The organism is Mycolicibacterium diernhoferi, assembly GCF_019456655.1.
Lineage (GTDB): Bacteria > Actinomycetota > Actinomycetes > Mycobacteriales > Mycobacteriaceae > Mycobacterium > Mycobacterium diernhoferi.
The window spans coordinates 3,994,360-4,018,267 of record NZ_CP080332.1; the positions used below are offsets into that span (position 1 = coordinate 3,994,360).

The 23,908-nt window shown below is 69.0% G+C and carries 18 protein-coding genes and 2 pseudogenes; 8 read left to right on the forward strand and 12 right to left on the reverse strand.

What is annotated here, in order from left to right:
* The first annotated feature begins 99 nt into the window (after positions 1-99).
* Positions 100-5,358 carry a type I polyketide synthase gene (locus K0O62_RS18905; RefSeq protein ID WP_073853743.1) on the forward strand — a complete coding sequence of 1,753 codons (5,259 nt, stop codon included), beginning with the start codon at positions 100-102 and terminating at the stop codon, positions 5,356-5,358.
* A 19-nt stretch (positions 5,359-5,377) separates the two neighbouring features.
* Here the strand turns inward: K0O62_RS18905 and hemW are convergent.
* Positions 5,378-6,510, reverse strand: a pseudogene (hemW, locus tag K0O62_RS18910) (radical SAM family heme chaperone HemW).
* 85 nt (positions 6,511-6,595) lie between these two features.
* Here hemW and K0O62_RS29025 point away from each other — a divergent pair.
* The 4 genes from K0O62_RS29025 to K0O62_RS18925 all read left to right on the forward strand — a co-directional run bounded on the left by K0O62_RS29025 (position 6,596) and on the right by K0O62_RS18925 (position 9,960).
* Positions 6,596-6,700 carry an Ms4527A family Cys-rich leader peptide gene (locus K0O62_RS29025; RefSeq protein ID WP_350355554.1) on the forward strand — a complete coding sequence of 35 codons (105 nt, stop codon included), beginning with the start codon at positions 6,596-6,598 and terminating at the stop codon, positions 6,698-6,700.
* Between the two features lie 117 nt (positions 6,701-6,817).
* On the forward strand, positions 6,818-8,509 hold the full coding sequence (locus K0O62_RS18915) for a nitrite/sulfite reductase (protein ID WP_073853740.1): 1,692 nt from the start codon (positions 6,818-6,820) through the stop codon (positions 8,507-8,509).
* Between the two features lie 7 nt (positions 8,510-8,516).
* Positions 8,517-9,239 (forward strand): phosphoadenylyl-sulfate reductase, encoded by a 723-nt coding sequence (locus K0O62_RS18920; protein WP_073853738.1) that lies wholly within the window; start codon positions 8,517-8,519, stop codon positions 9,237-9,239.
* A 10-nt stretch (positions 9,240-9,249) separates the two neighbouring features.
* Positions 9,250-9,960, forward strand: a complete 711-nt coding sequence (locus K0O62_RS18925) for a sirohydrochlorin chelatase (RefSeq protein ID WP_079244330.1) — start codon at positions 9,250-9,252, stop codon at positions 9,958-9,960.
* A 3-nt stretch (positions 9,961-9,963) separates the two neighbouring features.
* Here the strand turns inward: K0O62_RS18925 and K0O62_RS18930 are convergent, their stop codons facing one another.
* The 7 genes from K0O62_RS18930 to K0O62_RS18955 form a co-directional block, all read right to left on the reverse strand.
* Entirely contained in the window at positions 9,964-11,040 is a 1,077-nt protein-coding gene (locus tag K0O62_RS18930; RefSeq protein WP_073853736.1) for a class I SAM-dependent methyltransferase, read from the reverse strand.
* A gap of 146 nt (positions 11,041-11,186) precedes the next feature.
* Positions 11,187-12,236, reverse strand: a complete 1,050-nt coding sequence (locus K0O62_RS18935) for a sulfate/molybdate ABC transporter ATP-binding protein (RefSeq protein WP_073853734.1) — start codon at positions 12,234-12,236, stop codon at positions 11,187-11,189.
* 12 nt (positions 12,237-12,248) lie between these two features.
* Complete coding sequence (gene cysW / locus K0O62_RS18940; protein ID WP_073853732.1) at positions 12,249-13,067, reverse strand: sulfate ABC transporter permease subunit CysW; 819 nt, start codon at positions 13,065-13,067, stop codon at positions 12,249-12,251.
* Positions 13,064-13,933: a sulfate ABC transporter permease subunit CysT gene (gene cysT, locus K0O62_RS18945; RefSeq protein WP_073853730.1), complete on the reverse strand. Its 870-nt coding sequence runs from the start codon at positions 13,931-13,933 to the stop codon at positions 13,064-13,066. The genes cysW and cysT overlap by 4 nt, the downstream gene beginning before the upstream one ends.
* Positions 13,934-13,964: 31 nt before the next feature.
* Entirely contained in the window at positions 13,965-15,005 is a 1,041-nt protein-coding gene (locus K0O62_RS18950) for a sulfate ABC transporter substrate-binding protein (protein WP_079244462.1), read from the reverse strand.
* 121 nt (positions 15,006-15,126) lie between these two features.
* Positions 15,127-15,219, reverse strand: coding sequence for an Ms4533A family Cys-rich leader peptide (locus K0O62_RS29030; protein WP_350355555.1), 93 nt, complete (start codon positions 15,217-15,219; stop codon positions 15,127-15,129).
* A 156-nt stretch (positions 15,220-15,375) separates the two neighbouring features.
* Complete coding sequence (locus K0O62_RS18955; protein ID WP_073853728.1) at positions 15,376-15,570, reverse strand: hypothetical protein; 195 nt, start codon at positions 15,568-15,570, stop codon at positions 15,376-15,378.
* 44 nt (positions 15,571-15,614) lie between these two features.
* Here K0O62_RS18955 and K0O62_RS18960 point away from each other — a divergent pair, with 44 nt between their 5' ends.
* A complete protein-coding gene (locus tag K0O62_RS18960) occupies positions 15,615-16,868 on the forward strand; it encodes an FAD-dependent oxidoreductase (RefSeq protein WP_073853726.1) in 1,254 nt (417 codons plus the stop codon).
* A 21-nt stretch (positions 16,869-16,889) separates the two neighbouring features.
* Positions 16,890-18,890 carry a glycoside hydrolase family 15 protein gene (locus tag K0O62_RS18965; RefSeq protein WP_073853724.1) on the forward strand — a complete coding sequence of 667 codons (2,001 nt, stop codon included), beginning with the start codon at positions 16,890-16,892 and terminating at the stop codon, positions 18,888-18,890.
* Between the two features lie 48 nt (positions 18,891-18,938).
* On the opposite strand, the gene K0O62_RS18970 is transcribed toward K0O62_RS18965, so the two are convergent.
* The 4 genes from K0O62_RS18970 to K0O62_RS18985 form a co-directional block, all read right to left on the reverse strand.
* On the reverse strand, positions 18,939-19,445 hold the full coding sequence (locus K0O62_RS18970) for a hypothetical protein (RefSeq protein WP_234799945.1): 507 nt from the start codon (positions 19,443-19,445) through the stop codon (positions 18,939-18,941).
* A 155-nt stretch (positions 19,446-19,600) separates the two neighbouring features.
* Positions 19,601-20,650 carry a 3,4-dihydroxy-2-butanone-4-phosphate synthase gene (gene ribB, locus K0O62_RS18975; protein ID WP_073853722.1) on the reverse strand — a complete coding sequence of 350 codons (1,050 nt, stop codon included), beginning with the start codon at positions 20,648-20,650 and terminating at the stop codon, positions 19,601-19,603.
* Positions 20,651-20,827: 177 nt separating this feature from the next.
* Complete coding sequence (locus K0O62_RS18980; RefSeq protein WP_073853720.1) at positions 20,828-22,033, reverse strand: CaiB/BaiF CoA transferase family protein; 1,206 nt, start codon at positions 22,031-22,033, stop codon at positions 20,828-20,830.
* Complete coding sequence (locus tag K0O62_RS18985; protein WP_234799965.1) at positions 22,030-23,508, reverse strand: aldehyde dehydrogenase family protein; 1,479 nt, start codon at positions 23,506-23,508, stop codon at positions 22,030-22,032. The genes K0O62_RS18980 and K0O62_RS18985 overlap by 4 nt, the downstream gene beginning before the upstream one ends.
* A 207-nt stretch (positions 23,509-23,715) precedes the next feature.
* Here K0O62_RS18985 and K0O62_RS18990 point away from each other — a divergent pair.
* Positions 23,716-23,907, forward strand: a pseudogene (locus K0O62_RS18990) (ferredoxin); the annotation flags it as partial.
* Position 23,908: the final 1 nt, after the last annotated feature.

Below are 23,908 nucleotides of genomic sequence, written 5' to 3' on the forward strand. Positions count from 1 at the left end.
TCCGTCGGCAGTCGCCACATGCCACGATCCGTGTAAACGCAACTCATGCGGCGCCGCCGGCCGCGCGCAGAACCGATGATGTGAAGAGGATCCGCAGCCGTGACGCTTAACGGGAGTACCGCCGGGCAGCAGGAACCCACCCTGGAACCGATCGCCATCATCGGCATCGGCTGCCGGCTGGCCGGCGATATCGACACCCCGGCCGATTTCTGGCGGTTCCTGCTCGACGGCGGCAGCGCGGTCGGCGAAGTCCCCGCCGAGCGGTGGGAGCCGTACCTGCGCAGGGATCCCCGCAACGCGGCCATCCTCGACGCCACCACCCGAAGGGGCAGCTTCCTGTCCGATCTGCCCGGCTTCGACGCGGAGTTCTTCGGGGTGTCCCCGCGCGAGGCCGAACTGATGGACCCGCAGCAGCGCCTCGCGCTGGAGGTGAGCTGGCAGGCGCTGGAGGACGCCGGCGTGCCGCCCCGCGGCCTGGCCGGCAGCGACACCGCGGTGTTGATGGGGGTCAACTCCGACGATTACGGCAAGCTCGTGATGGAGGACCTGCCCGGCATCGAGGCCTGGACCGGTATCGGTACCGCGCTGTGCGGGATCGCCAACCGGGTGTCGCACCTGCTCGATCTGCGCGGCCCCAGCGTGGCGCTGGACGCCGCGTGCGCGGCCTCCCTGGTCGCCGTCCATCAGGCCTGTCAGCTGTTACGCGCCGGTGAAACCTCGCTGGCGCTGGCCGGCGGGGTCAGCGCGCTCATCGGCCCCGGCCTGACCCGGGTGCTCGATGTCGCCGGGGCCACCGCCGCGGACGGCCGGTGTAAATCCTTCGACGACTCCGCCGACGGATACGGGCGCGGTGAGGGTGCGGCCGTGGTGGTCCTCAAGCGGCTCGCCGACGCCCAGCGCGACAACGACCGGGTGCTGGCCATCGTCCGGGGCGGCGCGGTCGCCCAGGACGGCAAGACCGTCGGCATCATGTCCCCCAACGGCGCCGCGCAGGAACAGATGTTCCGGCGCACCTGCGACACCGCCGGCATCGACCCGGCCGGCGTCGACTTCGTCGAGGCGCACGGCACCGGCACCCCGACCGGCGACCCGGTCGAACTGAACGCGCTGTCGGCGGTCTACGGCGTGGGCCGACCCGCCGACCGACCCTGCCTGGTGGGTTCGGTCAAACCGAACACCGGTCACCTCGAGGGCGGCGCCGGGGTGGTCGGACTGGTGAAGGCCACCCTGGCGCTGCATCACGAGGCGATTCCGCCGACCGCCGGTGTGCGGACGCCGACCACCGCGGTGGACTGGAGCACCAACGGCCTGCGGGTGAACACCGAGACCGAGAGCTGGCCCCGCGGCCCGCGGCCGCGCCGCGCCGCGGTGTGCAGCTACGGCTACGGCGGCACCATCGCGCACGTCCTGCTCGAGGAGGCTCCGGCACCGGTCCCCGCACCGGCCGAGAAGCCGATCGAGCATCCCGACGAGCAGCCGAAAACTTCGGTCTACCAAGTGGTTCCGGTGTCCGGCCGGTCCCAGTCCCGGCTGGCGGCCAACGCCGAGGCGCTCGCCGATCACCTGCGCTCCGCACACGATGAGCTCTCCGATGTGGCGGCCACGTTGTGGTCGCGGCGTTCGCACGAACCGGTGCGCGCGGCGATCGTCGCCGAGGACCACAAGGAACTCGTCGTCGGCCTGGACGCGCTGGCAGCCGGTGAGCGCAACTCCTCGGTGGCCACCGGTTCGGTGGTCCCCGGCGCCGCCGACGGTGCGGTCTGGGTGTGTTCCGGACACGGTTCGCACTGGGTGGGCATGGGCGCCGAACTCCTGCGCGAGGAACCGGCGTTCGCCGCCGTCATCGACGCCATCGACCCGGTATTCGGCGCCGAACTCGGCTTCTCCGCCCGCGCGGCACTGGCCGACGGCGAGCACGGCGGCACCGACCAGGTGCAGGCACTGACCTTCGCGATGCAGGTCGGTCTGGCCGCGGTGCTGCGATCCCGGGGCGCGGCGCCGGCCGCGGTGATCGGCCATTCCGTCGGCGAGGTCGCCGCGTGCGTCATCGCCGGGGTCTTCGATCTGACCGAGGGCGCCAAGGTGGCCTGCTACCGCGCCCGCGGATTCCGGGCGGTGCAGGGCAAGGGCGCCATGGCCCTGGTCGCGCTGTCCTTCGCCGAGACCGAGCAGCGCCTGGCCGGCCGCACCGATGTGGTCGCCGCGATCAGCGCCGCACCGTCCTCGACCGTCATCTCCGGCACCGCCGACGAGGTGCGGGCGCTGACCGCCGACTGGGCGGCGGCCGGGACCGTCGTCCGCGCGGTGAACACCGATGTCGCCTTCCACAGCCCCGCGATGGACGGGCTGACGGCCGAGCTGGCCCGCCTGACCGGGACGCTGCACCCGCAGCCGCCCACCATCCCGCTCTACAGCACCGCGCTGGCCGATCCCCGGTCGGCCGCGCTGCGCGGACCGGACTACTGGGTGGCCAACCTGCGTGGCCGGGTCCGGTTCGCCGAGGCCGTCACCGCCGCGGCCGAGGACGGTCACCGGCTGTACCTGGAGATCGCCGCGCACCCGGTGGTCTCCCACTCCATTGTCGAGACCTTGTCGCACAACGGAATCGACGATTACGCCGTGCTGCCGCTGCACCGCCGCAACATGCCGGAGGTGCGCTCGGTCACCACCGCGATCGCCGCACTGCACTGCCACGGCGCACCGGTCGCACTCGGCCCGGCCCAGTCGGGCTGGGCCCACGATCTGCCCGGCACGCAGTGGCAGCATCGCCGGTTCTGGCGTACCCCCGCCGCGCCTCCCGGTGGTGGCGCCGTGCACGATCCGCAGACCAACACGTTGCTGGGCGGCCGGCTCGAGGTGACCGGGGCGGTGCCGGCCGAGGTGTGGCAGACCCAGCTCGACATGGCCACCCGGCCCTACCCGGGCGATCACCCCGTGCAGGGCACCGAGATCATCCCGGCCGCGGTGCTGCTCAACACCTTCCTGACCGCGACCGGCGGCGACCTTTCTGACGTGCGGCTGCGCACCCCGGTCGCACCCGGGCGGGCGCGCGCGGTGCAGGTCGTGCTGCAGGACCGCGCGCTGGCCCTGTCGACCCGCATCCAGGACGACGGTGCCACCGGCGAACCCGACCGCGGTGGCTGGCTCACGCACTGCACCGCGGGTGCGGCCGCCCCGGCGCCGCTGCCGGCCGCGTGGGACACCGATGCCGTGCGGGCCCGCTGCACCGAGGTGCTGCCGAACGGACATGTGGTGGACACACTTGCCGAGCTGGGCGTCGCGGCCATGGGATTCCCTTGGGAAATCACAGAACTGCGGCGTGGAGACGGCGAAATGCTGGCCGTGGTGCGCGCCGAACCGGACGGCTCGGCACCGGCCACCTGGGCCGGTCTGCTGGATGCCGCGACGTCGGCCGCCTCCATCGTGTTCGACAGCCCGCTGCGGCTGCGGATGCCGGCCCGGATCGACCGGGTGTCGCTGCGCGGTACGCCGGTGCCGTTCGCGGTCATGCACATTCGGCGCGGCACCGGCAGCACCATCGCGGATGTGACGATCACCGACGCGCACGGCTCGGTGGTCGGCTTCATCGGCGGCATGTTCTTCGATCAGTTGGAGAACCCCGGCGGCAACGATGTCGCCCGGATGATCCAGCAGCTGGCCTGGCATCCGACCCCGTGGCAGGACGGCCGGCGGGCTGGGGGCACCTCCCGCTCGCGGGGGCGAGCGCAGCGACCCGGGGAATCGGCACAGCCGGCGCAGGTGATCCTGGTCGGCGGGGACGCCGAGACATTGGCCTGGTGCATGCGCGATCTCGCGGCCGCCGATGTGGATCACCGGTTGTGCAAGACCCCCGAGGAGATCCCGGCCGCCCTGGCTCGGGACGCGGTGGTGTTGGTGTTGCCCCGCGCCGGGGACGCCCCGGCCGACGCCGTCGGCCTGGTGCACCAGACGCTGACCACGTTGCTCGAACGGGCCGCCTCGGCGCACCTGTGGGCGCTGACCCGCGGCGTCTACGAGGGCAGCGAGATCGGCGGCTCCCCACTGTGGGGGTACTCCCGGATCGCCGCCGCCGAACACCCCGGCCTGTGGGGCGGCGTCATCGACGTCGCCGACGACAGCCTGCCCGTCGGGGTGCTGGCCGCACTCGGCGGACACGGCGTGGTGGTGGTCCGTGACGACATCGCGCTGACCGCACGACTGGCCCCCGCCGAGACCACCCGCAGCGCGGCGCTGACCTGCTCGCCGGCCGGCACCTACCTGATCACCGGCGGCACCGGAGCGCTCGGCGTGCGGGTCGCCGCGCGGCTGGCCGATCTGGGCGCGCGCCGCATCGTGCTGCTGTCCCGCAGCGGTATCCCGAACCGGGCGGACTGGCAACCCGACGAGGAGCCGGTCCGCACCATCGTGGTGCTGGAGGAACGCGGCGTGTCGGTGCGGGTGGCCGCGGTCGACATCGCCGCCCCCGGCGCGGCCGACGACCTGCGGGCCGCGCTGGCCGACCTGCCCCCGGTGCGCGGTGTCGTGCACGCCGCCGGAGTGGAGGCCGGGGCGCTGCTGGCCGGCACCACCGCCGAGGATTTCGCGGCTGCCATGCGCCCGAAGGTGGACGGCACGCTGACCCTGCACGAGATGTTCCCGCCGGGAGAACTGGACTGGCTGGTGCTGTTCTCCTCCTGCGGATACCTGGCGGGATTCCCCGGCCAGGGCGCCTACGCGTGCGCGAACGCGTTCCTGGACGCGTTCGCCCAGCATCGGCGCGGCCTCGGCGACCGCACCACCGCGGTGGCCTGGACCGCCTGGCGTGGTCTCGGAATGGGTTCTGCCTCAAGCTTTGTCGCCGCGCAACTCAGCGCGCTGGGGATGGGCACCGTCGGCGCCGACGACGCGATGCGGGCGCTGGATCTCGCGGTGCGCGCCGATCAGCCGCACATCGTGGTGCTGCCGGTGACCCCGGACGCCGCGTCGGTGCCGATGCTGGCCGATATCGCGCCACGCGAGGACGACGATGCCGACGGTTCGGGCCTGACCGGTTTGCCGGTGCCGCCCGGGCGCGAGGACGTGGACATCGCGGACTGGGTCGGCGATCTGGTGGTGGCCACCGTGGCGGCCGAACTCGGCCTCGCCGAGGACGGGGTGGACCCGCGGCTGCCGCTGGCCGAGATCGGCGTGGACTCGATCATGACCGTCGCGCTGCGCAAGCAGCTGGAGCGCAAGACCGGGCTGGCGCTGCCCCCGACGCTGCTGTGGGAGCATCCGACCGCATCCGCGGTCGCCTCCCGGATCGTGGAATTGCTGTCCCCGCACGATCATTCGGCGCAGGACGAGGTGAGCGCGGAGGTCGGGGCGGGGTGTTCCTGAGCGGCTACCGGTAAAGCGCTCAGTCCTCGAGCAGGTCGCGCACCACCGCGTCGGCCAGCAACCGGCCCCGGTCGGTGAGCACCAGCCGGCCGGCGCTGGCGTGCACCAGGCCGTCGGACAGCGCCACCTGGGCGCGGCGCTGCTCGTGCTCGGTCAGCACGGCCCGGGGCAGACCGCTGCGCAGGCGCATCCGCAGCATCACGTCCTCGATGTGGCGGGCGGTGTCGTCGAGATCCTCGGAATCGGCCACCGGTAGCCGGCGTTCGGCGAGAGCCTGCGCATAGGCGTTGGGGTGCTTGACATTCCACCACCGCGTCGCACCGAGAAAGCTGTGCGCACCCGGGCCGGCGCCCCACCAGTGCCCGCCGTCCCAGTAGCCCAGATTGTGCCGGCACTCGCCACCCGGCCGGCTCCAGTTGGACACCTCGTACCACCCCATCCCGGCCGCCGAGAGCCGCGCATCGAGCAGCTCGTAGCGGTCGGCCAGCACATCGTTGTCCGGTGCGGGCAGTTCCCCGCGGCGGACGCGGCGCGCCAGGGCGGTGCCGTCCTCGACGATCAGCGCATAGGCCGAGATGTGGTCGACGTCCGCGCCCAGCGCGGTGTCGATGGAGCGCCGCAGATCGTCGTCGGTCTCCCCCGGGGTGCCGTAGATCAGGTCCAGGTTGACGTGCTCGAAGCCCTCGGCGCGGGCCTCCAGCGCGGCGGCCGGGGCCCGGCCCGCCGAGTGCACCCGGTCCAGCACCTTCAACACGTGCGGTGCGGCGGACTGCATGCCCAGCGAGATGCGGGTGTAGCCGGCCGCGCGCAGCCGGGCGAACATCGCCGGGGAACTGGACTCCGGGTTGGCCTCGGTGGTGACCTCCGCCCCAGGCGCCAGCGTGAAATGCTCCCGCACCGCGGCCAGCACCGCGGCCAGCCCATCCCCGCCCAGCATGGTCGGGGTGCCGCCGCCGACGAAGACGGTGTCCACCGGCCGGGGCCCGACCCGCTGGGCGGCCAGTTCCAGTTCGACCCGCACGGCGGCCAGCCAGCCGTCCGGGTTGGCGCCCCCAGCTCGGACGGGGTGTAGGTGTTGAAGTCGCAGTAGCCGCAGCGGGTGGCGCAGAACGGCACGTGGATGTAGATGCCGAACGGCCCGCCGATACTCATACCGGGAATTGTCCCAGAACCGGTTCTGCTCACCGTGAGCCCAACTCTTGGCCCGATTGGGGCAGGTGGAGGCCTCCGTGGCACAATGGCCGACGTGACCGCCGCCGTTGACAGCACCACCCGCATCACGCTGGTGGCCCGGCGCCATGTCGATTTCAAGCGCACCTGTACCTGTTGCTGTCTTCCTTGATCCCGTAGACCTGCCCACCTACCCATAGCTGGTCGCCGGATCTGCGCCTCCGGAACAGCCACCGGTGCACTGCGCGATCCTGAGCCGGCTCCAGAACAACACGGAGCTCCGAGATATATGACTGAGACAGTCGCTACGCCTGCCGATAAGCCGAAGCCGGTGAAGCGGCCCCGCGGGGAGGGCCAGTGGGCGCTCGGCTACCGGGAGCCGCTCAATGCCAACGAGCAGGCCAAGAAGGACGACAACCCGCTCAACGTGCGAGAGCGCATCGAGAGCATCTACGCCCCCGGTGGCTTCGACAGCATCGACAAGGGTGACCTTCGTGGCCGTTTCCGCTGGTGGGGTCTGTACACCCAGCGCAAGCCCGGCTACGACGGCACCTGGACCGGTGACGAGAACACCGACATGCTGGAGGACTCGTACTTCATGCTGCGGGTCCGCAGCGACGGCGGCGCCCTGACCACCAAGGCGCTGCGCACCCTGGGCGGTATCTCCACCGACTTCGGCCGCGACACCGCTGACCTCTCCGACCGGCAGAACGTCCAGTACCACTGGATCGAGGTCGAGAACATGCCGGAGATCTGGCGCCGCCTCGACGAGGTCGGCCTGCAGACCACCGAGGCCTGCGGCGACTGCCCGCGCATCGTGCTGGGCTCCCCGCTGGCCGGTGAGCACCCGGACGAGGTGATCGACGGCACCCCGGCGGTCAACGAGATCGTCAAGCGCTACATCGGCAAGCCGGAGTACTCCAACCTGCCGCGCAAGTTCAAGACCGCGATCTCGGGCCTGCAGGATGTGGTGCACGAGGTCAACGACGTCGCGTTCATCGGCGTCGAGCACCCCGAGCACGGCCCCGGTTTCGACCTGTGGGTCGGCGGCGGGCTGTCCACCAACCCGATGCTGGCCCAGCGGGTCGGCGTGTGGGTGCCCCTGGACGAGGTGCCCGACGTGTGGGAGGGCGTGGTCAGCGTGTTCCGCGACTACGGCTACCGCCGGCTGCGGGCCAAGGCCCGGCTGAAGTTCCTGATCAAGGACTGGGGCGTGCAGAAGTTCCGCGAGGTCCTGGAGAACGAGTACCTCAAGCGGCCGCTGCTCGACGGGCCCGCGCCCACCCCGGTGACCCGGCCGATCGACCACGTCGGTGTGACCAGGCTCAAGAACGGTCTGAACGCCGTCGGCGTCGCGCCCATCGCGGGCCGGGTGTCGGGCACCATCCTCACCAAGGTCGCCGACCTGGCCGAGGCCGCGGGCTCGAACCGGGTGCGGTTCACCCCGTACCAGAAGCTGATCATCCTCGATGTCGCCGATGAGAAGCTCGACGAACTGCGGGCCGGACTCGATGCGCTCGGCCTGCCGTCCACCCCGTCGCACTGGCGGCGCAACCTGATGGCCTGCACCGGGATCGAGTTCTGCAAGCTGTCCTTCGCCGAGACCCGCAGCCGCTCCCAGGTGCTGGTGCCCGAGCTGGAGAAGCGTCTGGAGGACCTGAACGCACAGCTCGATGTGCCGGTCACCATCAACATCAACGGCTGCCCCAACTCGTGCGCCCGGATCCAGGTCGCCGATATCGGGTTCAAGGGCCAGATGGTCGACGACGGCAACGGTCCCGAGGAGGGCTTCCAGGTGCATCTGGGCGGCAGCCTGGGCCTGGACAGCGCCTTCGGCCGCAAGCTGCGCCAGCACAAGGTGCTGGCCACCGAGCTCGGTGACTACATCGAGCGGGTCGTTCGCAACTTCGTGAAACAACGCGAGGACGGCGAGCGTTTCGCTCAGTGGGCGGTCCGCGCCGACGAAGCCGACTTGAGGTGATCGAGAAGTGACAGCAGTGACCAGAACAGCCGAAGAACTGCAGAATCTCGCCGAGCGGGGGGCCGCCGAACTGGCCGACGCCTCCGCCGAGGAGCTGCTGCGCTGGGCCGATGAGCATTTCGGTGGCGCGGCCCCGGGGTCGGGCTATGTGGTCGCGTCCAACATGCAGGATGCGGTGCTGGTCGAGATGGCCGCCAAGGTGCGCCCCGGGGTGGACGTGCTGTTCCTGGACACCGGCTACCACTTCGCCGAAACCATCGGCACCCGCGATGCGGTCGAGGCGGTCTACGGCGTGCGGGTGGTCAACGTCTCCCCCGAGAACAGCGTGGCCCGCCAGGACGAACTGCACGGCAAGGACCTGTTCGCCCGCGACGCCGCGGCCTGCTGCCGGATGCGTAAGGTCGAGCCGCTGAGCAAGGCCCTGAGCGGTTACTCGGCATGGGTGACCGGCATCCGCCGGGTCGAGGCCCCGACCCGCGCCAACGCCCCACTGATCAGCTGGGACGCCGCGTTCGGCCTGGTGAAGATCAACCCCATCGCCGCCTGGAGCGATGAGGACATGCAGGCCTACATCGACGCCAACGGCATCCTGGTCAATCCGCTGGTCTACGAGGGCTACCCGTCGATCGGCTGCGCCCCGTGCACCAGCAAGCCGACCGAGGGCGCCGATCCGCGCAGCGGACGGTGGGCCGGGCAGGCGAAGACCGAATGCGGACTGCACGCCTCATGAGCCACCGGTGATGTCACCGGTGATGGTGCTGACCGCGCACGGCAGCGCCGATCCGCGCTCGGCGGTGACCACGCATGCGGTGGCCGACACCATCCGCAGGCTGCGGCCGGGCCTGGACGTGGTGGTCGCCTTCTGCGAGCAGACCGCACCCAACCTGGTCGACGTGCTGCGCGAGGTCGGTGACCGGGCGGTCGTCACTCCGCTGTTGTTGGCCGACGCGTTCCATGCGCGCACCGACATCCCGGCGATGATCACCGCCGGCGGGGTGCGCGCCCGCCAGGCCGAGGTGCTCGGCGAGGACGATCAGCTGGTCGCGGTGCTGCGCCGCCGGATCGCCGAAGTCGGTGTGTCCGCTGATGATTCGAGTGTGGGTGTGATCGTGACCGCGGTCGGTTCATCGCGCCCGGCGGCCAATGCCCGCACCTCGACGGTCGCCCCCGCGGTGGCCGTCGGCACCCGGTGGGCCGGGGTGACCACCGCGTTCGCGACCGGACCGAAACCGTCTCTGCCGGAAGCGGTTCGACGACTTCAGCGCTGCGGGGCGGACCGCGTGGTCATCGCGCCGTGGTTCCTGGCGCACGGCAGGATCACCGATCGGGTCGCTGATTTCGCTGCCGCGCAAGGTATTCCGATGGCGTCCCCACTGGGTTCGCACCGGTTGGTGGCCGAGACGGTGCTGGACCGCTTCGACGCCGCCGTCGCGCACCGCGTGGCGGCCTGACCCTCAGGGCCGAACCTCGTAGACGGCGTTGAACGGTGTCCGCGCGGCCTCGCGGAACCGGGTGAAACCGGCGCTGGTGACCACGTCGCGGATGCGCGCCGGGCCGGCCTGGGTGCCCAGCGCCAACCCGACCGGCTGGGCCAGCGACGACGGTGTGCACAGCAACGTCGAGAACCCATAGTAAGCCCGCCCGACCGGGGTGAAGTTGTCCTCGACGCGGTCACCGGCCGCCGGCTCCACGATCATCCAGGTGCCGTCGTCGTCGATCACGCTGCGCACGTGCCGGGCGGCCCCGACCGGGTCACCCATATCGTGCAGGCAGTCGAACATGGTGACCAGATCGTAAGGGCCGCCGGCGAACCCGTCCGCGGGTGCGCATTCGAAGGACACCGTCGAATCGACGCCGGCCAGCCGGGCCCGGTCACGCGCGGTGTCGATCGAGCCCGCATGCACGTCGGTGCCGGTGAACTCCGATCCCGGAAATGCTTGAGCCATCAGGATGGTGGAGGCACCGTGCCCACAGCCGACGTCGGCCACCCGGGCGCCGCCGGCCAGCTTGGTGGTGACTCCATCGAGCGCCGGCAGCCACTCCGAGACCAGGTACGCCGCATAGGTGGGCCGGAAGAATCGTTCGCATCCGATGTGGACGTCGGAATTGTGGTCCCCCCAGGACATTCCGGCGCCGGTCGCGGCGGCGTCGAAGATCTTCGTCGCATCCCGCGCGGTGCCGTGCGCGGTCTGGAACAGCCCGATCACGAAGGCCGGACTGCTCTCGTCGGCCAGCGCGGTCGCCTGCTCCGGACTCAGGAAGTACCGACCCGACGCCGCGTCATACTCGACGAACTGGCCCGCGGCCTGGGCGTTGAGCCATTCCCGCGCGTAGTGCTCATCGGTGCCGGTGCGCTGCGCCAATTCGGCCGGGGTGCTGGGGCCGTGTTCGACCAGGCTGCGGTAGTAGCCCAGCCGGTCCCCCATCACGACCAGCGCGCAGTTCAGCGCGGCGCCCGCCTCGTCCACCGCGCGCATGACGAAGGCCATGAGTTGGTCTTGATCGACGGCGGGTTTGCTTGCGATGTCCATGTGACCGGTCCTTCCACTCGACGGCCGGAGGCTGCTCGGTCATGGACGAGGTCGGAACATCGATTTCGGCATGCAGCGGCCCATCGCACGGCCGCCACCACCGGTGGCGTCAACGCTACGCCTGAAGTGGCAGTCTGCGACAGTGCCTAGGTGAGCGCGTCGGCGCGCACCTCGGCGCTCTGCAGTTCACCGGCGATCGGCGGCACCCGGGTGGCCCGCACGTACACCGTGTCGCCGGCGCGCAAACCGAGCGCCTCGGCGTCGCCGCGGGTGATCTGCGCGGTGAACGGCGTGCCGTTGACCGCGCTGGTCAGCTCCACGCGCACCTCGAACCCCAGGGTGACGATCCGGTCGATGCTCGCCTTGGTGACACCGGTGGACTCACCGGTCCCATCCCCTGCCGCGATGGCCAGGTCCGGGTTGCGCCCGACCCGGATATCGTGCGGGCGCACCAGGATTCCGTTCAGCAGCGACACCGTGCCCAGGAAGGACATGACGAACGGATTCGCCGGGGCGTCATAGACCTCGGTCGGCGACCCGACCTGTTCGATGCGGCCCTTGTTGAGCACCGCGATGCGGTCGGCGACGTCGAGCGCCTCGGCCTGATCGTGGGTGACCAGCACCGTGGTGACGTGGACGTCGTCGTGCAGGCGACGCAGCCAGGCCCGCAGGTCCTCCCGGACCTTGGCGTCCAGCGCACCGAACGGCTCATCGAGCAGCAGTACCTCGGGATCGACCGCCAGCGCCCGGGCCAGCGCCATGCGCTGGCGCTGCCCACCGGACAGCTGCGCCGGGTAGCGGTTCTGGAAACCGGCCAGGCCCACCACCTCGAGCAGGTTGTCGACCTTCTCCTTGATCTCGGCCTTGGGCTTCTTGCGGATCGACAGCCCGAACGCGACGTTGTCGCGCACCGTGAGGTGCTTGAACGCGGCGTAGTGCTGGAAGACGAAGCCGATACCGCGGCGCTGCGGCGGCACGCCGGTCACGTCGCGGCCGTTGATGGTGATGGACCCGGTGTCGGGCTGGTCCAGGCCGGCGATGGCGCGCAGCAGCGTCGACTTGCCCGACCCGCTGGGCCCGAGCAGCGCCGTCAGCGAGCCCTTGGGCACCACGAAGTCGATGTTGTCCAGGGCCGCGAAGTCGCCGTAGTGCTTGTTCGCGCCCTTCACCGAAATGGCGTATTCGCTCACAGGCATCGGGCCTCCTTATCAGTCTTGAGTCTTGACACGCGAACGCTGGGCGTCAAACAGAATCTGCGCCACCAGCACGATCAGCGCCACCGCCATCAGCACCACCGAGATGGTGTACGCGCCGTAGGGGTTGCCCAGGGTGTAGCGGTCGTGCACCAGCAGGGTCAGTGTCTGCGACTGGCCCGGCAGGTTGGACGAGACCATCAGCACCGCACCGAACTCCCCGAGCGTGCGGGCCACCGTCAGCACGACCCCGTAGGTGAGACCCCACCGGATCGAGGGCAACGTGATCCGCCAGAACGTCTGCCAGGCGTTGGCGCCCAGGGTGGCCGCGGCCTCCTCCTGGTCGGTGCCCACCTCGTGCAGCACCGGTTCGACCTCGCGGATGACGAACGGGATGGTGACGAACAGGCTGGCCAGCACGATGCCGGGGAAGCCGAAGATGATCTTGAAGCCCCAGCTGTTCTCCACGAACCCGAACAGTCCGGCGCTGCCCCACAGCACGATCAGCGCCACACCGATGACCACCGGGGACACCGCGAACGGCAGGTCGATCACCGCCTGCAGGGCGTTCTTGCCGCGGAACCGGCGCCGGGCCAGCACGATCGCGGTGGGCACACCGAAGATCACGTTCAGCGGGACCACGATGGCCACCACCAGCAGAGACAGCTGCAGCGCGGATTGCGCGGCCGGGGTGCTGATCGAGGCGAAGAACGCCCCGACCCCGGGCTCGAGCGCCCGCCACAGGATGGCGCCCAGCGGGACCACCAGCAACGCGAAGATGTACAGCGAGGCGACCAGGCGCAGGATCAGCCGCGTCGAACGGGACAGTGTCATCGCGCCGACTCCTCCCGCTTGGCCGCCCGCGCACCGAAGTAGCGCAGCACGAACAGCACCGCGAACGAGATCAGCAGCAGCACGATCGAGATCGCCGCCGCGCCGACACGGTCATCGTTCTCGATCAAGGTGCGGATCCACTGCGAGGACACCTCGGTCTTGCCGGGGATGGCGCCGCCGATCAGCACGATGGACCCGAACTCGCCGATGGCCCGGGAGAAGGCCAGCCCCGCGCCCGACAGCAGCGCCGGAGCCAGTGCGGGCAGGATGACCCTGACGAAGATGGTGAGGTTGTTGGCGCCCAGCGACGCGGCCGCCTCCTCCACCTCACGGTCGAGTTCCAGCAGCACCGGTTGTACGGCGCGGACCACGAACGGCAGCGTCACGAAGGCCAGCGCCAGCGCCACACCCCACGCGGTGTGCTGGATGTGGATGCCCACCGGGCTGCCCGGCCCGTACAGCGAGAGCAACACCAGGCTGGCCACGATCGTCGGCAGCGCGAAGGGCAGGTCGATGATCGCGTCGACCACCCGTTTGAGCGGGAAGTCGTCGCGCACCAGCACCCAGGCGATGAGCAGGCCGAAGACCACGTTGACCAGCGTCACGCCCACCGAGATGGTCAGCGTCACCCGGAAGGACGCCAGCGCCGACGGCGAGGACACCGCCGACCAGAACGCGCCCCAGCCGCCCCCGGCCGAGGTCCACAGGATCGCGGCCAGGGGCAGCAGCACGATCAGCGACAGCCACAGCACCGCCACCCCGATCTGCAGGGTGGCGCCGCCGGGGCGGCGCGGCAGCCGTCCCGCGGCCGGGTCGCCCCCAGAAAGCTCCGGGCGACCCGCCGCAGGATCGGTGCTCACGCTCACGGTTGGTCCCGCTTCGCTTCTGGCAGGGTTGTCACCCGGTGGCCTGCTTGTAGATCTTGGTGATCTCGCCGTTGTCCTTGTCGAACAGCTGCGGGTCGATCTTGGCCCAGCCGCCCAGATCGGCGACGCTCCACAACTTCTCCGGATTCGGGAACTTGTCGGCGAACTCGGCGGCCACGGCCGGGTCGGACGGCCGGAAGCCGGCCTCGGCCCACACCTTCTGTGCCTCCGGGGTGTACTGGAAGTTCACGAACTCGGTGGCCTTGTCCAGGTGCTTGCTGGTGTTGACGACCGCGACCGGGTTCTCGATCTTGAAGGTCTGCGGCGGGTTGACGTGCTCCAGGTTGAAGTGCAGCGCCTCGTTCTCGTAGGCCAGCAGCACATCGCCGGTGCCCTGCCGGAACACGTCGGTGGCCTCACGGCCGGAGCCGGGGCGCAGCTTGACGTGCTGGCTGACCAGTTCCTGGACGTAGGCGATGCCGGCCTCGTGATCCTGGCCGCCGTTGCTCTTGGCCGCGTACGGGGCCAGCAGGTTCCACTTGGCCGCACCCGAGCTCAGCGGGCTGGGCGTGATGACCTCGATACCGGGCTGCAGCAGATCGTCCCAGTCGCGGATGTTCTTCGGGTTGCCCTCGCGGACGGCGAAGGTGACCACCGAACCGAACGGCAGACCCTTGTGCGCACCGGCGTTCCAGTCCTCGTCGACCAGACCGGCCTTGACCAGGCGGGTGACGTCGGGCTCGACGGAGAAGTTGACGACGTCGGCCGGCTTGCCGGACTCCACACCGCGGGACTGGTCACCGGATGCGCCGTAGGAGGCCGTGACACCGACACCCTTGCCCTCCTCGGTGGCCGCGAACACCGGCGCCACCTTGGACCAGCCCGGCTCCGGCACCGCGAACGCCACCAGCGTGAGGGTGGTGTCCGCCGCGGCGGTGTTGCCCTCGCCGGCGACATCGCTGGCACCGCCGCTGCAGGCGGCGACGAGCGTGCTGGACAACGCCAGAGCGGTCAGCGCGCTCCAGCGTTTGGTGGACGTACGTGCTTTGGCTTTTCCGAGGACATTGCGCATTGATGGCCTTTCCGGGCGGATGACGGGGACAGGACGCCCGTACGTACGGAAAGGAGACGGATCAGTGCGCGACGCTGGGACATTTTGCCGCTACCGACGCCAAACCGCAGACGGGTATGGGTCAGCGACAACAACAGACATCAGCAACAGCGGAAAAACCCACGGCAATGAGAGCCACCACATGGCTGCTCTCGGTGCCGGTCACTGCGTGCATGGGCCGAAGAGTACCAGAAGTGACTCACACCACCCGTCGGGGCTACAACCCTCGGGCCCGGCCGCTCAGCGGGTCAGCGGGTCAGCAACCACATCACGATGACCAGCACCATCAGCGCGACCAACGCCAGCGTCACCCGCGACCGCGGCATCTGGTTCACGACGGCTCCTCATCCTGGTGTGACGCCCGGCGTAGCAGCCGGATGCCGTTGCCGAGCGCGCCGTCGAGGACCACGGCGATCCCGTAGGCCAACGACAGCACGACCGGCATCACTATTGCGGTTTGGGCGACGAACCCGAGCCCGGACAGCCACAGCTCGACGCCGTCCCACCAGCTCAGAAATCCGCCCACCGAACCAAGAGTAGTGCTCGACGAATCGGTGCCACCATGGAGCCATGCCGACCACCGCCGAGCGGGAGCATGCAAGCGGATGCGTCGTCGCCGGTGGCGGGCCCGCCGGGATGATGCTGGGCCTGCTGCTGGCGCGGGCCGGGGTGCACGTCACCGTGCTGGAGAAGCATCCCGACTTCCTGCGTGACTTCCGCGGCGACACCGTGCACGCCAGCACCCTGACCCTGCTCGACGAACTCGGGCTCGGCGAGAGCTTCGCCGCCATACCGCACCGGCTGATCCAGTCCTTGCGGCTGTCCGTGCAGGGAGTCCCGGTCCAGATGGATCTGAGTCGGCTGCCCGGCGCGCACAAACACATCGCGCTGGTCCCCCAATGGGATTTTCTGGAGCTGCTCGCCCGGGCCGCCGAACAGGAGCCGGCCTTCACCCTGCTGCGCAGCAGCGAGGTGCTCGGGCCGCTGCGCGACGGCTCCGCGGTCACCGGGGTGCGCTACCGGGACGCAGACGGCGCCGTGCACCGGTTGTACGCACCGCTGACCGTCGCCTGCGATGGCCGGGAGTCCACGTTGCGTGAGTCGATGACATTGGCGCCCAAGAGTTTCGGTGCACCGATGGATGTCTGGTGGTTCCGGCTGCCGCGCACCGAGGACGATCCGGCGGGACTCGCGGGCGCGATGGGCGCCGGGCACGTGGTGGCGATGATCGACCGCGGCGACTACTTCCAGTGCGCGTTCGTCATCCCCAAGGGTGCCGACCGGAAACTGCGCGCCGAGGGCATCGAGTCGCTGCACCGACGCGTCACCGCGGTGGTGCCCTGGGTCGCCGACCGGATCGGCACGGTCACCTCGTTCGACGAGGTGAAACTGCTGGACGTGCAGTTGAATCGGTTACCGCGCTGGTATGCCGACGGATTGCTGTGCATCGGGGATGCCGCGCATGCGATGTCCCCGGTCGGCGGGGTGGGTATCAACCTGGCGGTGGCCGACGCGGTGGCCGCGGCGCGCCTGCTCGCCGAACCGTTGCTCACCGGCGCGGTGACAACCCGGCACCTGCGGCGGGTGCAGACCCGGCGGTGGCTGCCCACCGCCCTGGTGCAGGGCGTGCAGAAGCAGGTGCACAACCGAGTGATCGCCGTCGCAGTCTCCGACGACGCCCCCGCCGACGCGCCGGCCGCGGTCAAGCTGGTCAGCCGGGTTTCCCTGCTGCGCAGGATCCTCGGATACGGCATCGCCATCGGTCCGTTACCCGAGCATGCGCCCGCTTTCGCACGGCGCACCCGCCAGAGCTCGCGCGACTAGACGCCGGCTCATTCTGCACCCATGATGGGCGACATGGTTCTGGAGCACAGCGAGCACAATCTGACGCCGACGCCGTTCACGGCGACGGCCCCCATCGCCTACGCACCCTCCGGAGCCGTGCGAAACCCGTTCCCGCCCATCGCCGATTACGCGTTCCTCTCCGACTGTGAGAACACCTGCCTGGTGTCCTCGGCGGGCTCTGTCGAATGGCTGTGCGTGCCACGTCCGGATTCGCCGAGCGTGTTCGGCGCCATCCTGGACCGCGGGGCCGGCCACTTCCGGCTCAGCCCGTACGGGGTCTCGGTGCCCTCGGCCCGGCGCTACCTGCCCGGCAGCCTCATCATGGAGACCACCTGGCAGACCCACACCGGCTGGATGATCGTGCGCGATGCGCTGGTGATGGGCCCCTGGCACGACACCGAGACCCGCTCACGCACCCACCGCCGCACCCCCACCGACTGGGATGCCGAACACATCCTGCTGCGCACCGTGCGCTGCGTCAGCGGTGTGGTGGAACTGGTGATGAGCTGCGAACCGTCCTTCGACTACGGGCGCAGCCCCGCGACCTGGGAGTACTCCTCGTCCGCCTACGGCGAGGCGATCGCGCGGGCGCGGAAGGACCCCGAGGCCAACCCCACCCTGCGGCTGACCAGCAACCTGCGGATCGGCCTGGAAGGCCATGAAGCCCGCGCCCGCACCCGCCTCACCGAGGGCGACAAGGTGTTCGTGGCACTCAGTTGGTCCAAACATCCCGCACCGCAGAACTTCGAAGAAGCCGCGGACAAGATGTGGAAGACCAGCGAGTCGTGGCGCCAGTGGATCAACATCGGCGACTTCCCCGATCACCCGTGGCGGGCCTATCTGCAGCGCAGCGCACTGACCCTGAAGGGCCTGGTGTACTCGCCGACCGGCGCACTGTTGGCCGCCAGTACCACCTCACTGCCGGAAACGCCTCAGGGCGAACGTAACTGGGACTACCGCTATTCGTGGATCCGCGACTCCACGTTCGCGTTGTGGGGCCTGTACACGTTGGGACTGGACCGCGAGGCCGACGACTTCTTCTCCTTCATCGCCGACGTGTCCGGAGCCACCAATGGTGACCGCCATCCGCTGCAGGTGATGTACGGGGTGGGCGGTGAGCGCAGCCTGGTCGAGGAGGAGTTGCACCATCTGTCCGGCTACGACAACTCCCGGCCGGTCCGCATCGGCAACGGCGCCTACAACCAGATGCAGCACGACATCTGGGGCACCATGCTGGATTCGGTGTACCTGCATGCGAAGTCGCGCGAGCAGATGCCCCCGGCCTTGTGGCCGATCCTGAAGAATCAGGTCGAGGAAGCCATCAAGCACTGGAAGGAACCCGACCGGGGCATCTGGGAGGTGCGCGGCGAGCCGCAGCACTTCACCTCCAGCAAGATCATGTGCTGGGTCGCCCTGGACCGCGGGTCGAAACTGGCCGAGCTGCAAGGTGAGAAGTCCTACGCACGGCAGTGGCGTGAGATCGCCGAGGAGATCCAGGCCGACATCCTGACCCACGGTGTCGACTCCCGCGGAGTGCTGACCCAGCGCTACGGCGACGACGCGCTGGACGCGTCACTGCTGCTGGCGGTGCTCACCCGGTTCCTTCCCTCCGATGACCCGCGCATCCGCGCCACCGTGATGGCCATCGCCGAGGAGCTCACCGAGGACGGGCTGGTGCTGCGCTACCGGGTGGAGGAGACCGATGACGGCCTGTCCGGCGAGGAGGGCACCTTCACCATCTGTTCGTTCTGGCTGGTGTCCGCGCTGGTCGAGATCGGCGAGGTGGGCAAGGCCAAGCGGTTGTGTGAGCGGCTGCTGTCCTTCGCCAGCCCGTTGCACCTCTACGCCGAGGAGATCGAGCCGCGTACCGGGCGCCACCTGGGCAACTTCCCGCAGGCGTTCACCCACCTGGCGCTGATCAACGCGGTGGTGCACGTCATCCGGGCCGAGGAGGAGGCCGACAGCACCGGCACCTTCCAGCCGGCCAACGCCCCCACCTGAGGCGCTCGCGCCCACCCGGCACCGGGTATTCAGCGTGCCTGCACCACCTCAGCGTGCCGAGGTGAGGTGCAGCGCCGCCTGCCCGATCGGAGTTGCACTCCGGAAGTTCTCGACGAACCCGGTCGGTGTCCGGTCGCTACCGCACGCGGCGACGGCGTGGGCCTTGAATGCGCGTGCCGCGGAGCTCATCTCACGGCTCTCGAGGACGAGCCGTCGGGTCAGTTCGAGCGGGCATTGCTCGCCCCACATCATGACCGTGTGCATTCCGCTGTCCACCGCACTACCCACCAGGGCACGCACCCGCCTGTCTTTCACCCAGAGCGATGCCGCCACGAGGTACGCCGCGGGGCAACGCGGCGGACCCGTGAGCGCCGCCTCCAGATCGACACCCCGTACGCCGAGGATCTGCAGAGGCCGAACGTCACCATCATGGAGCTTCGGAATCAGCACCGTGACGTCCCATCCCGCCCGCGCCCGGTCGAACAGCCGGCCGCCGGCATTCTTCACCACATCCTCGACACTGCCTCCGAGCACATCCAACTCGAACCGCATCATGCGATGCCCCTGTTCGCGAAGAAGGCCTGAACACCGGGCGCCCCGTCAGGGTTCTGGTACCTCACGCGCATTCCGACTCCCATGGTCTGCCTCCGGTTCTGGTTGACGAACGTTTCGAACAGTGCAGGCTTGTCGCGGCGGGCATCGTGCGAGCCTTACGCGAGTCGCGCACACCGGACCTCGCTGGTGTGCGGAACCGTTGCCGGCACATCGATCTCACCGATACCGAGCTTGACCAGAATCGCATCGGCCACCCGCTGGTCGTGCCGGGACAGTGGATGTCGGGCGACGCCCGCACCGATGCAGTCGGCCTGCGGATCGCGCAGATAGATCAGCACGCCGTGGCCGTGTATCGCGATCCGGCGCAGTGCCCGATCCAGTTCATCCCGACCACCGCCGAACACGTCACCCAGGAGCCACTCGGCGTGCATGCTCACCATCGGGACCGTCCCGGTGTCGAGCCGTCCCATGACGAGCGCGATGTGTTCCCGGTTGGACCGATCGACAAACCCGATGGCACGGAAAACGCCCGCAGCCAACGGAAGCCGCGCCTCACCCACCCGCTCGACCTCGCACAGTTGATCGCGACGGTGGGCGATCAGATCGGCAATCGTCAGTACCGGAAGACCATGGGTGCGACCGATCTCCATCAACTCCGGCAGACGCGCCATTTCACCGTCGGCGCTACAGATCTCGCAGATGACGCCGGCCGGGATGAGACCGGACAGCTCGGCCAGATCGACTGCGGCCTCGGTGTGACCGGGCCTCGCGAGGACACCGCCCCGGGCGTACCCGAGCGGGAACACGTGCCCCGGTCGAGTGAAATCCAACGGCTTGCTCGCCGGATCGATCAGCGCCCGTATCGTGTTGGCTCGATCGGTTGCCGAGATGCCAGTGGTCGCCGTCCCGGCATGGTCTACCGATACCCGGAATGCCGTGCCTTTCGGATCGGTGTTGTGCGCAACGGCCGGTGGAATCTCCAATGCTTCCAGCGCTTCAGTACGCATGGGAACACAGATCAGACCCCTGCCGACGGTAGCCATGAAGTTGATCGCCTCAGCCGAGACATGCTCGGCCGCCAGGACGAAGTCGCCTTCATTCTCGCGATCGGCATCGTCGACGATGATGACCATGCGCCCCTCGCGCGTTGCGGCGACCGCCTCGGCAACAGTCGCCGTGACGAACTCGGAACAGAGCTCACTCACGCCGGCCCCTCAGGGACCTCTTCGGCGTACGGAGTCCTCACCGCCACGTTCGATCTCCTGAACTCACTCGGATACGATCCGGAGTCAATATTAGTCAGTCGACTAATGTTGACCACTCTACCGATAGCGACATTCCGATGACAAGGTCGACCAGAAGGACGCCGAACTCCACATCTTCTAGGTGACGGCCCCGACGGTCTTGAGTTCGATGATCCGGTCCCAGTCCAGGCCGAGCTCGTCGAGGATCTCGTCGGTCTGCTCGGCGAACAGCGGAGCCGGATTCGTTTGTGGGCCGGCGATATCGAACTGCACCGGGTTGGCGATCAGCTCCAGATCGCCCGCTCGGATCACATAGTCATTGGCGCGCATTTGAGCATCCGCGGTGACCTGCAGGGTGTCCTGGACCGGAGCCCATGGCCCAGACAGCGTCGCGAACCGCTGTGCCCATTCGGCCAGCGGGCGCTTGGCCATCGCCTCGGCCAGGATCTTCACCGCCTCTGCGGTGTTCGCCGCGATGTCCTCCGCCGTGGCGAACCGAGGATCGTCGGCGAGGTCATCGAGGTCCATGTGGCGGCAGACATCCGCCCAGAATTTGGTGGGCTGCATCATCACCAACGAGATGTAGCGTTCATCGGCCGTCGCATACATCCCCACGAGTGGGTTGTTGGGCGAGCCATGCGTCCCCGGTGGCGGCATGACCAACAGCTCGTCCAAGCGATTGGTGAGGGCGATCGTGTGGCCCATCGCCCACGCTCCGCTACCCAGCAGCGAGACATCGACCACCGACGGTGTGCCGGTGCGCTCACGCTGAAACAAGGCGGCCGCAACGCCCCCGGCAAGATTGGTGCCCGAGATCGTATCCCCGTACGCCGGCCCGGGCAGCGATATCGTGCCCGGGGTGCCGCGCGGGGTGATGGTGGCCGCCGCACCCGATCGGCACCAGAAGGCGGTCAGGTCGTAGCCGCCCTTCGCGCTCTCCGCACCGCGGGGACCCAGCGCACTACCGCGCGCATAGATGATGTCCGGATTGACGGCCCGAATGTCCTCGACGTCGATGCCGAGCTTCTCCCTGGCCACCGGCAGAAAGCTGGTCAGGAAGACATCCGCACGACGCACGAGTTCGTAGAGGACCTCTCTTCCCTCGGGCACCGAGATGTCCAGGCCGATACTGCGCTTGCCCCGGTTGGCGTTGTCGAAGTTCGGGTTCGGATCATCCTTGACGACGAGCGTGCCGGTCTGCCGCAGCCCACGCTGCGGGTCCCCGGTCACCGCATGCTCCACCTTGATCACCTCGGCCCCCCATTCGCCCAGCACCGCGCCGCAGGACGGAACGAACCCGTACATCGCGACTTCGAGCACTCGGACCCCGTCCAGCGGGCTCATCCGATCACCGCGGCGAAGGTTTTGCGCTCCAGGAACTCCTCCAGGCCCGCGACACCCATCTCCCGGCCGACGCCCGACTGCTTGTACCCCCCGAACGGGCTGTCGGGGCCGGCGTAGTTACCGCCGTTGATGCTGAACGTTCCCGTGCGGACCCGGCGCGCGACCGCGACAGCCCGATCGTGGCTGCCCAACACCGCACCGGACAGCCCGTAGATCGAATTGTTGGCGATCGCCACCGCGTCGTCCTCGTCGTCGTAGGCCAGGACCGCCAGAACCGGGCCGAAGATCTCCTCCTGAGCGATCTCACTGTCGGGATCCACGTCGATCAGCAAGGTCGGCTCGTAGAAGTAGCCCTGCCCCTCGATCGTCTTGCCTCCGGTGACCAGCGTCGCGCCGTCTTGGATCGCGCGTTCGACCATGCCGTGGACTTTCGCGCGCTGCCGTTCGCTGATCAACGGACCCATGTAGGTGCCCGGGTCGGCCGGATCGCCGTAGGTCACCATGTCGAGGTTCTGCTTGAGCAGGTCGACGATCTCGTCGCGACGGCGGCGCGGCACCAATATTCGTGAGGTGAGCGCGCACCCCTGGCCGGCGTGCGAGGTGATCATGAAGGCCGCCATCATCGCCGCAGTCGGGAAGTCGGCATCGTCGAGCACGATCATCGCCGACTTGCCACCCAACTCGAGGAAGACCTTTTTGATGGTGCTACTGGCGGCGGCCATGATCTTGCGACCGGTCGCCGTGGACCCGGTGAACGTCACCACGTCGACGTCAGGGCTTGTCGTCAGCACGGCCCCAACCTCGGGATCGGTCGAGCTGATCACGTTGACCACGCCGGCCGGAATGTCGGTGCACTCGGCGATCGCTTGACCGAGCGCCAGTGTGATCAACGGGGTGTCCGGAGCCGCCTTGAGAATCACCGTGCAGCCTGCCGCCAACGCAGGAATAAGTTTGGCCAAGGCGAGCTGAGTCGGATAGTTGTAGGCAATGATCGCGCCCACCACCCCGGCGGCTTCTCGCTCCACCCAACGCTGGTTACGCATCCCCATGTACTCGATCTCACCGAGATCCTCGGTCAGCGAGTAGGTCTGGAGCAGATCAGCGTAATAGCGAGCGATGCCGATCGGCCCGTCCAGGTGCGGCCCCTCCGTCGACGCGCGGGTGGCGCCCACCTCGGCGATCGTCAGTTCCCGAAGATCGTCGCTGCGCGCGACCAGAGCCGCGTGCAGCTGATCCAAGCACCGGATGCGCAATTCGACATCGGTCGACCAAGCAGTGTTATCGAAGGCCCGTCGGGCCGACGCAATCGCCTGCTCTGCGTCGGCGACGGTCCCGTTTGGCGCCTCTCCCACGGCCTCGCCCGTTGCGGGATTGCGCGATACAAAGGTGTCGCCGCCCACCGCTCCGACCAGGCTGCCGCCGATCAACATCGCACCGCGCCGTCGGGGCAATGGAGCCGCGCCGTGCCTCTCCATATCAGCGGAAGTGGTCGCCATCTTGTTGTCCATCGACATCGCGTCTCCCGGGAGGTAATCGTTGGCCGAGCACGTATCTCAATCCACCGGCCCGGCAGAACCGAACATAACACGGAAAATAGTTGACTCGGTCGTTTGTCTACGGTTAGGTACCTCAGTACGGACCGGAAGTGCGCAGCGATCCGCCGCACGACCAGAAGGAGAATCGTGAAGGTTCACGTTGATGCGGGGCGCTGCCAGGGCCACACCCTCTGCGCGATGATCGCCCCCGACAGTTTCGTACTCAGCGATGTCGATGGGTGTGCGTCGGCGGTCTCCGAACTGGTCGCGCCGGACCAGCAAGAACTGGTGATCGAAGCCGCGCGTTCGTGCCCCGAACAGGCCATCACGGTCGACGAAT